The organism is Streptomyces flavofungini, from assembly GCF_041028215.1.
GTDB classification, from domain to species: domain Bacteria; phylum Actinomycetota; class Actinomycetes; order Streptomycetales; family Streptomycetaceae; genus Streptomyces; species Streptomyces flavofungini_B.
The window spans coordinates 1-11,194 of the sequence record NZ_JASKYR010000257.1 but is presented as its reverse complement, the minus strand read 5'-3'; the positions used below and the strand labels follow the sequence as shown (position 1 = coordinate 11,194).

General features: G+C 73.2%; 8 protein-coding genes and 1 pseudogene. 5 read left to right on the top strand and 4 right to left on the bottom strand.

Translation table 11 applies throughout. The annotated features are described in order from the left end of the window. Positions 1-188 precede the first annotated feature (188 nt). The 5 genes and pseudogenes from AB8Z36_RS19055 to AB8Z36_RS19035 all read left to right on the top strand — a co-directional run bounded on the left by AB8Z36_RS19055 (position 189) and on the right by AB8Z36_RS19035 (position 6,786). The gene (locus AB8Z36_RS19055; RefSeq protein ID WP_369214534.1) at positions 189-1,853 is read left to right on the top strand and encodes an ABC transporter substrate-binding protein; all 1,665 of its coding nucleotides are present in this window, start codon (positions 189-191) and stop codon (positions 1,851-1,853) included. Positions 1,854-1,869: 16 nt separating this feature from the next. After that, complete coding sequence (locus tag AB8Z36_RS19050) at positions 1,870-2,829, top strand: ABC transporter permease (protein ID WP_369214533.1); 960 nt, start codon at positions 1,870-1,872, stop codon at positions 2,827-2,829. Positions 2,830-2,860: 31 nt separating this feature from the next. Next, positions 2,861-4,823: pseudogene (locus AB8Z36_RS19045) on the top strand (dipeptide/oligopeptide/nickel ABC transporter permease/ATP-binding protein). Then, a complete protein-coding gene (locus AB8Z36_RS19040; protein ID WP_369214532.1) occupies positions 4,820-5,860 on the top strand; it encodes an oligopeptide/dipeptide ABC transporter ATP-binding protein in 1,041 nt (346 codons plus the stop codon). Before AB8Z36_RS19045 ends, AB8Z36_RS19040 begins: the two are co-directional and overlap by 4 nt. Next, positions 5,857-6,786 carry a dihydrodipicolinate synthase family protein gene (locus AB8Z36_RS19035; RefSeq protein ID WP_369214531.1) on the top strand — a complete coding sequence of 310 codons (930 nt, stop codon included), beginning with the start codon at positions 5,857-5,859 and terminating at the stop codon, positions 6,784-6,786. The genes AB8Z36_RS19040 and AB8Z36_RS19035 overlap by 4 nt, the downstream gene beginning before the upstream one ends. A 45-nt stretch (positions 6,787-6,831) precedes the next feature. Here the strand turns inward: AB8Z36_RS19035 and AB8Z36_RS19030 are convergent, their stop codons facing one another. From AB8Z36_RS19030 to AB8Z36_RS19015, 4 genes are all read right to left on the bottom strand, one after another. Further along, positions 6,832-7,500: a response regulator transcription factor gene (locus tag AB8Z36_RS19030; protein WP_369214530.1), complete on the bottom strand. Its 669-nt coding sequence runs from the start codon at positions 7,498-7,500 to the stop codon at positions 6,832-6,834. Further along, entirely contained in the window at positions 7,497-8,744 is a 1,248-nt protein-coding gene (locus tag AB8Z36_RS19025) for a sensor histidine kinase (RefSeq protein ID WP_440581951.1), read from the bottom strand. The genes AB8Z36_RS19030 and AB8Z36_RS19025 overlap by 4 nt, the downstream gene beginning before the upstream one ends. 14 nt (positions 8,745-8,758) lie before the next feature. Continuing rightward, positions 8,759-10,849, bottom strand: coding sequence for an MMPL family transporter (locus AB8Z36_RS19020; protein WP_369214529.1), 2,091 nt, complete (start codon positions 10,847-10,849; stop codon positions 8,759-8,761). A 149-nt stretch (positions 10,850-10,998) separates the two neighbouring features. Then, on the bottom strand, positions 10,999-11,194 hold a 196-nt coding region (locus tag AB8Z36_RS19015; RefSeq protein ID WP_369214528.1), incomplete at its 5' end, for a TerB family tellurite resistance protein.

Here is an 11,194-nt window from a genome sequence, read left to right as displayed (position 1 = left end):
TGGGTACCGCCCGCCGAGGATACAAAGCCGGGGGCGCGGGGGGTGCGGGCGTTTCACAGGGTGACCCTGCGGCGTTGCCTCGCCGACACCTTGTGCGAGCCCTTGACCGGGCTTCTGCCCGCTCCTATGGTCGCCACGCCACCCATGACGTAGGACGTGGGATCTCCTCCGGCAGGCAGGGAGAAACAGTGAGCGATCCGACCCCTCCGAGCGCGTCGCGGCACGGCACGCGGCCCGGACCCCCATCCGCACCGGACCGCAGGTCCTTCCTCAGGTACACCGGGGCGCTCGGCACCGCCGCCGCCCTCGGGCCCACCCTCGCGGCCTGCTCCTCGGGCCCGGAGTCGACCAACGAGACCGGCGACGGCGGCCAGGGCGGCGACGCCACCCTCACCGCCGTCATCGGCTACGGCAACGACGGGAGCTGGGACCCGACCCAGACCGCGTCCGCCTTCGCCATGGCGGGCAACGAACACATCTACGAGGGGCTGCTCGGCACCGACCCGATCACCCGCGAGCCGTACGCGGCGCTCGCCACCGAGGTCCCCGGCGACCTCAGGGCGACCACGTGGAAGTTCTCGCTGCGTCCCGGCGCCACGTGGCACGACGGCAAGCCCGTCACCGCCGACGACGTCGTGTTCGTCTTCGACCGCATCCTCGACCCGAAGACCCAGACCCTGGCCAAGGGCTTCTTCGAGAGCTGGCTGAAGGAGGTCAGGAAGACCGGCGCGGACTCCGTGGAGCTGATCCTGAAGTTCCCCTTCCCGGACGGCGCCGCCCGCCTCTCCCTCGCCAAGATCATGCCGAAGCACGTCTTCGGCGCGCCCGGCGCCTGGGACGAGGCCACCAAGGGCAAGACGGTGGGCTCGGGGCCGTACCGGATGACCGCGCACCACCCGAAGTCGAACACCACCTTCGCCGCGTTCGCGGACTACAACGGCCCCCGCAAGGCCGCCTTCAAGAAGATGAACTGGCTGACGATCGTGGACGCCGCGCCGCGCGTCGCGAAGATCTCCGGCTCCGGCGCGGACGCGGAGATCTCCGACAACATCCCCTACGCCAACATCACACAGCTGAAGAAGGGCGGCCTCACCGTCGAGGGCGGGGCCGGGATGAACAACCTCTTCCTGCTCTTCAACACCGCGCACCAGCCCTTCGACGACGTACGCGTGCGCCAGGCCCTGCACCACGCCATCGACCGCGAGAAGATGATCGAGGCCGCCCTCCGCGGCCACGGCAAGGCCTCGACCTCCTTCCTCAACGAGTCCAACCCCTCCTACCGGCCCGCGAAGACGGTCTACGGCTACGACCTGGCGAAGGCGAGGAAGCTCCTCAAGGAGGCCGGTGTCAGCAAGCTGAGCATCAACCTCATGGCCGTCAACGTGAGCTGGATCGTCGACTGCCTGCCGACCGTCAAGGACGGCTGGGAGAAGCTCGGCGTCGACGTCACCCTCGACCCGCAGGAGACCACCGCCGTCTTCACCAAGCTGGACCAGCAGAAGGACTTCCAGGTCGTCGCGGCGGCGTCCAACCCCAACCAGTTCGGCCTCGACGCCGATCTGATCATGCGCTACAACTACGGCCCCGAGAACATCTGGATGGGCTACGCGCGCTGGGCCGACAACGCTGTCGCCAAGAAGCTCTTCAGGGACATGGACCGGGCCACCCGCGAGCCGGAGGCGGCCAGGAAGCGGGCCATGATCCAGGACTGCATCGACACCGTGGCCGAGCAGGCCGTGCTCTACCCGGTCGTGCACAACGAACTCATGACGGCCTGGGACCCCGACAAGGTCAGCGGCGTCCAGGCCCAGCCCTACCCCGGGATCAACCTGCTCAAGGCCAAATGGGCCTGATGAGGGAGCCGCACGCGTGACCGCAGTCGTCAGGATTCTGGCCCGCCGCATCGCCCTGCTCGTCCCCCTGCTCCTCGGCATCGTCCTCTTCGTCTTCCTCGTCATGCGGTTCTCGGACACCGACCCGGCCTCCGCGTTCTTCCAGGGCGCCAACCCCACCCCCGGGCAACTGCACCGGTTCCGCGAGGAGAACGGGCTGCTCGATCCGCTCCCCGTCCGCTACATCGCCTTTGTAGGGGACCTGCTCCAGGGCGACCTGGGCATCAGCGTCCTCAACCGCTCCCCCGTCCTCGACCAGGTCATGACCGCCCTGCCGCTCACCATGCAGCTCACCTTCCTGGGGCTCGGCATCGCCGTGGTCCTCTCGCTCACCCTCGGCGTGACGGCGGCCATCCACCGCGACCGGCTGCCGGACCAGCTCATCCGCGTCCTCTCCCTGACCGGGGTCGCCGCGCCCGGCTTCTGGCTCGCGCTGCTGATGATCCAGTACCTGGCCGTCGACCTCGGCTGGTTCCCGACCGGCGGCTACATCAACCCCGCCGACTCCTTCACCGGCTGGCTGCGGTGCATGACGCTGCCCGCCTTCGCGCTCTCCCTGCCGGTGGCGGCGGGCCTCACCCGCATCATCCGCACCTCCGTGGTCGAGGAGCTCGACAAGGACTACGTCCGCACCGCCATCGGCAACGGCCTGCCCCCGGTGGTCGTCGTCGGCCGCAACGTGCTCCGCAACGCCCTCATCAACCCGCTCACCGTGCTCGGTCTGCGCGTCGGCTATCTGCTCGGCGGCGCCGTCGTCATCGAGACGATCTTCTCGCTGCCCGGGATGGGCAAGCTGATGATCGACGCGGTCAAGAACGGCGACCCGGCCGTCGTGCAGGGCGTCGTGATCACCACCGCCGTCGGCTTCGTCGTCGTCAACCTCGTCATCGACATCCTGCACCTGCTGGTCAACCCCCGGCTGCGGGGCTCCGCCTGATGGCCGCGCGACTTACCGAAGAGGCCCGCTGATGTACTCCACGCGCAGATCGCTGACCGAGCGCCTCGCCGTGCCCGGCATCCGCGTCCGGTCGCTGCGGACGCTCCCCGTCCCCTCCCGCATCGCGGTCGGCGTCGTCGGCCTGGTCGTCCTGGTCGCCCTCCTCGCCCCGCTCATCGCCCCCCACGACCCCCTGGACCAGCAGCCGCAGACCGACGGCACCGGACACCCCTCCGCCGAGCACTGGATGGGCCAGGACAGCCTCGGCCGCGACATCCTCAGCAGGCTCATGTACGGGGCGCGCTGGTCCCTCGCCATCGGCCTGGGCGCCACGCTGCTCGCCCTCCTCGTCGGCGCGGTCATCGGCGCGGTCGCCGCGACGTCCCGCAAGGCCGTCGACGAGACGCTGATGCGCTCCCTCGACGTCGTCATGGCCTTCCCCGGCATCGCGCTCGCCGCCGTGCTCGTCGCGGTCTTCGGCGGCGGCATCACCGTGCTGATCTGCGCGATCGCGTTCCTGTTCACCCCGCCGATCGCCCGCGTCGTACGGGCCAACGTCCTCGACCAGTACGGGGAGGACTACGTGAGCGCCGAGCGCGTCATCGGCGCGCGCACCCCGCACATCCTCATCCGCCACGTCGCCGTGAACTGCGCGGCGCCCATCCTCGTCTTCTGCACGGTGCAGGTCGCCGAGGCCATCGTCTTCGAGGCCTCGCTCTCCTTCATCGGCGCGGGCGTCCGGCCGCCTGACCCGTCCTGGGGCAGCGTCATCGCCGACGGCAAGAACATGGTCCTGATCGGCGGCTGGTGGGCGACGGTCTTCCCCGGCCTGCTCATGCTGATCACGGTGCTCTCCCTCAACGTCCTCTCCGAGGGCCCCCCTGGAGGCCCCGGAACCGGGCAGCGGCGAGATCCTGCCCCTCCCCGGCCTGACCGAGGCGGCGGCCCGCCTGCGCTCCCGGGCCCGCCCGCTCCCGACGGGCACCCCCGTGCTCGCCGTCGAGAACCTGCGGATCTCCTTCCCCGAGCGGCACGCGGGGGTCGACATCGTCGACGGCATCAGCTTCGACGTACGTCCCGGCGAGGTACTCGGCCTGGTCGGCGAGTCGGGCTGCGGCAAGTCGCTGACCGCCCTGACGGTGATGGGCCTGGAGCCGAAGGGCGCCCGGGTGCGGGGCGACATCACCTTCGACGGCCGGCGGCTCACCGGCCTGCCCATGCGCGCGCGCCGCCGCCTCCTCGGCCACGACATGGCGATGATCTACCAGGACGCCCTGTCCTCCCTGAACCCCGCGATGACCGTCCGCGCCCAGCTCAAGCAGGTCGTCCGCAGAGGAGGCCGCCGCACCGCCCCCGAACTCCTCTCCCTGGTCGGCCTCGACCCGGAACGCACCCTGCGCAGCTACCCCCACGAACTCTCCGGCGGCCAGCGCCAGCGCGTCCTGATCGCCATGGCCCTCTCCCGCGACCCGAAGCTGATCGTCGCCGACGAGCCCACCACGGCCCTGGACGTCACCGTGCAGGCCCAGATCATCCAGCTCCTGCTCCGCCTCCGCGAGGAACTCGGCTTCGCCCTGATCCTCGTCTCCCACGACCTCGCCCTCGTCGCCGACGTCACCGACCGCGTGGTGGTGATGTACGGCGGCCAGATCGTCGAGACAGGCGTCACGGCGGACCTGGTCGAATCCCCCTCCCACCACTACACCCGGGGCCTGCTCGGCTCGGTCCTCTCCCTGGAGTCAGCGGCCCGGCGCCTCACCCAGATCAGGGGCGTGGTCCCGTCCCCGGCGGACTTCCCGAAGGGCTGCCGCTTCGCGGACAGATGCCCGCTGGCGAGCGAGGTGTGCCGATACGAGGTACCAGAGCTGAGGGGCGGCAGAGCCCACGCGACGGCATGCCATCACCCGGCGGACCTCGGAGGGCAGCCCCGGAGGGGCGCCCCCAGGGGCGCGGGGAACTGCGCGACCAGCCCCCACGAAGGGCAAGCCGAATGACAACCCCCCTGGTCAAGCTGGACGCAGTCCACATCGTGCACAAGGCCCGCACCGGCACCCTCTGGTCGCGGGACAAGGTCCATGCGCTCACCGGGGCGGACCTGACCATCGCCCCCGGCGAGACCATCGGCATCGTAGGAGAATCCGGCTGCGGCAAGACGACCCTGGCCAAGGCCCTGGTGGGCGTCCAGCGGCCGACCACCGGCACGGTGACCTTCCGGGGCGAGGACCTGTGGACCATGACCCCGGCCGCCCGCCGCCAGGCGATCGGCACCGGCACGGGCATGGTCTTCCAGGACCCCTCGACCGCCCTGAACCGCAGACTCCCCGTACGCCGCATCCTCCGCGACCCCCTGGACGTGCACCGCCGGGGCACCCCGGCTGAGCGGGCGGACCGCGTACGGGAGCTGATGGACCTGGTGGGTCTCCCGCCGGGCCTGGCGGAAGGCCTCCCCGGCCAGCTCAGCGGCGGCCAGCGGCAGCGCGTCGCGATCGCGCGGGCGCTGGCCCTTGAGCCGGAGCTCATCGTGGCCGACGAGCCGACCAGCGCCCTGGACGTCTCCGTCCGCGCCCAGATCCTCAACCTCCTCCTCGACCTCAAGGAACGCCTCGGCCTCGCCCTGGTGTTCGTGTCGCACGACATCCAGACCGTCCGCAGGATGAGCGACCGCGTGGTCACCATGTACCTCGGCAGGATCGTCGAGGAGTCACCGGCCGCCGAGATCCTGGACCGCGCCTGGCACCCGTACACCCGCGCCCTGTTCTCCGCGACGCCCGGTCTGCTCGACCCCATCGACCCGATCCCGCTGGTGGGGCCCGTGCCGTCGGCGACCAGACCGCCGAGCGGCTGCCCGTTCCGTACGCGCTGCTGGAAGGCGGACGAGGCGTGCGCCGCCGCCATGCCGGAGGCCGTGGACGCGGGGCCCGCGCACACGTTCCGCTGCCACCACCCCGTAGGGGAGGGTGAGTCGACCCACGAGCTCGTCGTCCAGGCCGCCGCCACGGCCCCCGCACCAGCCACCAGGGAGCGCCCATGACTCTTCCGGCCCCGCTCAGCGGTGTCGTACCGCCCGTCTGCACCCCCCTGACACCCGAGCGCGAGGTGGACACGGCCTCGCTCGTGCGGCTCGTGGACCACCTGGTCGCGGGCGGCGTCGACGGCCTCTTCGTGCTCGGCACGTCCTCGGAGGCCGCCCATCTCACCGACCGGCAGCGGGCCGTGGTGCTCGACACGGTCGTCCGGCACGTGGCCGGGCAGCTCCCCGTGCTCGCGGGCGCCATCGACATGACCACACCCCGCGTCCTGGACCATGTGCGGGCGCTCACCGGGGCGGGCGCCGACGCCGCCGTGGTCACCGCGCCCTTCTACACGCGCACGCACCCGGCCGAGGTCCGGCGCCACTTCCAGCTCGTCGCCCGGGGTTCGCGGGTGCCGGTCATCGCCTACGACCTGCCGGTGGGCGTGCACACGAAGCTGAGCACGGAGACGGTGCTCGGCCTGGCCGCCGAGGGGGTGCTCGCGGGCCTGAAGGACTCCAGCGGCGACGAGGGCGGCTTCCGTGCGGTCGTCGTCGGGAAGCGGGCGCTGCCGGGCGTCTTCAGCGCGCTGACCGGGTCGGAGCTGACGGCCGACGCGGCGCTCGCCATGGGCGCCGACGGGGTGGTGCCCGGCCTCGGGAACGTCGACCCCGAGGGGTACGTACGCCTCTGCCGCGCCGGCCGCGAGGGCGACTGGGCGCGGGCGCGGGCCGAACAGGAGCGGCTGTGCGCGCTGTTCCGCATGACGGCCGTGGGCGATCCGGCCCGGATGGGCGGCGCTTCGTCGGCGCTCGGCGCCTTCAAGGCGGCGCTGCACCTGCGCGGCGTCATCGCCTGCCCCGCGACGGCGGACCCGCAGATCCCGCTCTCCCCGGAGGAGACGAAGAGGGTGGGCAAGCACCTGGCCGCAGCAGGGCTGTTGTAGCGGCGCCGCTCCCGGCCCGGGGTCTCTCCCGGTCCGGGACCCGCCTCACGTCCCCGGCGCGACCAGACCCGTCTCGTACGCCACGATCACCAGCTGGGCCCGGTCGCGCGCGCCGACCTTGCCCATGATGCGGCTGACGTGGGTCTTCGCGGTGAGCGGGCTGAGGCCGAGGGTCTCGGCGATCTCCGTGTTGTTGAGGCCCCTGGCGACGAGCGCGAGGACCTGGCGCTCGCGCTCCGAGAGCCCCTCGGGGCCGCCGCGCACCGCGAGGCCCGCCGTGTCCGGCGCCCGGAGCACCCGCGCGATGAGGCGGGCGGTCGGGCCCGGCGAGAGGAGCGCGTCGCCCGCGGCGACCGTGCGGATGGCGTCCAGGAGTTCGGCGGGCCGGGTGTCCTTGACCAGGAAGCCGGAGGCTCCCGCGCGGAGCGCGTCGACGACGTGCTCGTCGGTGTCGTACGTCGTGAGCATCAGGACCTTCACGCCCGCGAGGTCCTCGTCGGCGGCGAGCAGCCGGGTGGCCTCGATGCCGTCGAGGTCGGGCATGCGGATGTCCATGACGACCAGGTCGGCGCGCTCGGCACGGGCCAGGGCGACCGCGCCGCGGCCGGTGCCCGCCTGCCCCACCACCTCCATGTCGGGCGCCGATTCGACGAGCATCGCGAACGCGGCGCGCACCAGCGTCTGGTCGTCGGCGAGCAGGACACGGATCGTCATATGAGGCCTCCCGGAGCGGCGGGTGCGAGCGGCAGCACCGCGCGGACCATGAAACCGCCCTCGGTCCGGGGGCCCGCATCCAGGGTGCCGCCGACCGTGCGGGCCCGCTCCCGCATGCCGATGAGTCCGAACCCCGGTGCGTGCGCGGGCTCCTGGCGTCCGCCGTCGCCGTCGTCGGTGACCGTCACGGTGAGCGCGGCGTCCCGCGTGGTCACGTCCACGCGCACGGTGAGACCGGGGCCCGCGTGCCGCACGGCGTTGGTGAGCGCCTCCTGCACGATGCGGTACGCGGCGGCGCCCACGGCGGGCGGTGCCTCGCGCGGGCCGACGGTCAGCTCGACGCGGGCCCCCGCGGTGCGGGCGGCCTCGGCGAGGTCGGGGAGGCCGTCGAGGCCGGGCAGCGGGCCCCTGGCCTCCGGTGCCCCGTCGTCGGTGCCGGACCGCAGCACCTCAAGGGTGGCGCGGAGTTCGCCGCGGGCGGCGCGGCAGGTGTCGGCCACGTCGTCGAGGGCCTTGGCGACGGCCGCGCGGTCCAGGCGGTCGGGGTCGGCGGCCAGGACGTGCGCGGCCACCGACGTCTGGACGCCGATCAGGGTGATGCTGTGGGCCAGCAGGTCGTGCAGGTCGCGGGCGACCCGCAGCCGCTCCTCGGCGACGCGGCGGCGGGCCTCCTCCTCACGGGTGCGCTCGGCGCGTTCGGCGCGCTCGACGACGGAGGCGATGTACTGGTGGTGGACCCGTACGTAGACGCCGATCAGCAGGAACGCCACGATCCAGCCGGTGACCCGCAGCGCGTCCCTGCCCTCGGCGAGCCCCTGGCCGAACTTCACCGCCAGCATCAGGCCGATGACGGCGGAGCCGATGAGCGCGGTGCGCAGGAGGCCGCCGGTCACGGCGACGGTGTAGAGGCCGAGCATGGAGACGGCCATCGGCGCCGTGTGGTCGTAGTCCAGCGCGTGGTAGGGCGCGACGAGGACGACCAGGCAGGCGAAGGAGAGCAGCGGGGCGCGGCGGCGCCACACCGCCGGGACGTGCGCGGCGAGCAGCAGCGTCCAGCCGAGTGCGTCGAGCGCGCGGCCGTCGGGGCGCGGGCCCGCGCCGAGGACCACGGCGCTGACCGCCGCCGCGGCGGCGAGCAGTACGTCGCCGCGCAGGGTGGGGGCCGGGCTGCCGGGCTGTCGGCGCGGCCCGGGGAACCCGGCGAGGGCAGAGGTGCTTCCGTCCGGGTCCCGGGTCGCGTCCACGGTCCCATCCTCCGTCAGGTGGTGGCCGCGGGCTGCCGTTCCGGCTCGGGCGCGGGCGCCGGCGGCGCCTTCGACAGCGGCCCCGGCCACCACACCTTCCTGCCGAGCGCCACGCTCGCGCTCGTCACCAGGTACGTACGCACCAGGAAGGTGTCGAGGAGGACGCCGACGGCGATGACGAAGCCCAGCTCGACGAGTTGGACGAGGGGCATGTTGGTGAGCACGGCGAAGGTGGCCGCGAGCACCAGGCCCGCGGAGGCGATGACGCCGCCCGTGGTGCGCAGTGCGGTGAGCGCGGCCGTCCCCGGTTCGGCCGCGTTCAGGCACTCCTCGCGCATGCGGTGCATCAGGAAGATCCCGTAGTCGACCCCGAGCGCGACGAGGAAGACGAAGGAGAGCAGCCCGAGCCCCGGGTCGGTGCCCTCGAAGCCGAAGAGCGGCTCGAAGAGAAGTCCCGCGATGCCGAGCGAGGCGCCCCAGACCGCGACGACCGCGGCGAGCAGCAGCAGCGGCGCGACGAGGCTGCGCAGCAGGGCGACGAGGACGAGGAGGACAGCGGCGAGCACGAGGGGCACGACGAGGGCGCGGTCGCGGTCGCTGGTGTCCCTCAGGTCGAGCTGCTGGGCGCTGGCGCCGCCGACGTAGGAGCCGTCGAGGCGGTCGCGCAGGGCCTCGATGGCGGCCCTCTCCCCCGCCGACTCGGGCGCGGACGCCGCGATGACGGAGATCTCGGTCCACTCCTCGCCGGTGCGCCCCCGCTCGGCGGAGTCGACGCCCCGGGTGTCCCGGATCGTGCCGAGGGCCTCATCGGCGCGGTCGGCGGGGGCCATGACGGTGAGGGGCCGGGTGCCCCGCTCGGGATAGGCGGCGGCGAGCGTCTCCATGGCCGTCACCGACTCGGGGGTCCTGGTGAAGGAGTCCTCCTGTTTGAGGGCGCCCGGCAGGTTCAGCGCGCCGAGCGCGAGGGCTCCGAGGAGCACGGCGCCGCCCGCGAGTACGGTGCGCGGCCTGCGCCCCGCGGACGCTCCCATCGCGGCGAAGAGGCCGCGCCGCTGCCTGGGGGCGCTGCCGAAGGCGGGGATGAGCGGCCAGAACACGCGCCGCCCGAGGAGCACGAGCACGGCGGGCAGCAGCGTCAGCATCGCCACGAGCGCGCAGAGCACGCCGACGGTGCCGAGCGGGCCCATGCCGCGGCTGCTGTTGAGATCGGCGGCGAGCAGGCAGAGCAGGCCCGCGGCGACGGTCCCCGAGGAGGCGAGCACGGCGGGTCCGCAGCCGCGCAGGGCGGCGGCCATGGCGTCGTACGGGCGTTCGAAGCGGCGGAGTTCCTCCCGGTAGCGGGAGACGAGCAGCAGGGCGTAGTCGGTGCCCGCGCCGAAGACGAGGATGGTCATGATGCCGGAGCTCTGGCCGCTGACGGAGGTGCCGAAGCCCTGGTGGAGTCCGTAGGCGACGGCCATCGCGAGGTAGTCGGCGACGCCCGCGACGGCGAGCGGCACCAGCCAGAGGAACGGGCTGCGGTAGATGAGGACGAGCAGGACCGCGACGACGGCCGCGGTGGTGTAGAGCAGGGGCCCGCCGAGTGAGTCGTAGACCTTGCTCGCGTCGGTGCTGAGTGCCCCGGGACCGCCGACGTCGACGCTCAGGCCGCCGGAGCCGCGCGCGGTGTCGCGTACGGCGTCGACGAGGGCGTCCCGCTTCTCCTCGTCCTGCCCCGGCTCGGTGCTGACGACCGGGTACATCAGGGTGGTGCCGTCCTTGGAGGGCACTCCCCTGGGCTCGGCCGCGAGCCGGTGCTCCTCGGCGATGCGGGCGATCTGCCGCCGGGCGGTCGCGCGGTCGGCGGCGCTCAGCCCGCCGTCGCGGTGGTAGACGAGCACCAGTTCGGTGGCCTGGCCGCCGGGCAACTGGTCCTGGATGTCCGCGACTTCGGTGGATTCCGCGCTTGCGGGCAGGTAGTCGACGGCCCGGTCCTGCTGGACGTCGGCGAGCTGCGCGGCGAACGGTGAGGCGAGCGCGAGCAGGACGGTCCACAGCCCCAGGAACACCCAGGGCACGGCGCGCCTTCGGCGGCGCGGCGCGGCGGTGGTCGGTGCGGCCCCCATGACGGGCCTCCTTCGGCAGGGGTGACGTGTCGGGGTCAACCCTGCCGGGGTGCGCGCGGCGATCCGTCCGGCCCGAGGCCGAGTCGGGCGCTACACCACCGGGAGGCGGGGGGCGGGAATTACTCCCCGGGGAGTACGGAAGGCGTCGTTCAGGACGGCGTGCGGGCCGCCACCAGGAGGCGGGTGACGTCCTCGGAGCAGATCGTGAGGGCGCAGCCCGCCGTGGTGAGGACGTCGCGTTCGGCCGGGGTGTAGGGGCCGTCCGCGAGGGCGATGCGGGCGCCCTGGAGGAGCAGCGCCTCGCGGCCCGCRGGGGCGAGGTGGGGGGCGAGGGGGCCGAGCGCC

Bases quoted from the DNA above. Each gene is read 5' to 3' on its own strand.
- AB8Z36_RS19040 (WP_369214532.1), top strand. From the start codon at position 4,820: ATGACAACCCCCCTGGTCAAGCTGGACGCAGTCCACATCGTGCACAAG.
- AB8Z36_RS19035 (WP_369214531.1), top strand. From the start codon at position 5,857: ATGACTCTTCCGGCCCCGCTCAGCGGTGTCGTACCGCCCGTCTGCACC.
- AB8Z36_RS19030 (WP_369214530.1), bottom strand. From the start codon at position 7,500: ATGACGATCCGTGTCCTGCTCGCCGACGACCAGACGCTGGTGCGCGCC.
- AB8Z36_RS19020 (WP_369214529.1), bottom strand. From the start codon at position 10,849: ATGGGGGCCGCACCGACCACCGCCGCGCCGCGCCGCCGAAGGCGCGCC.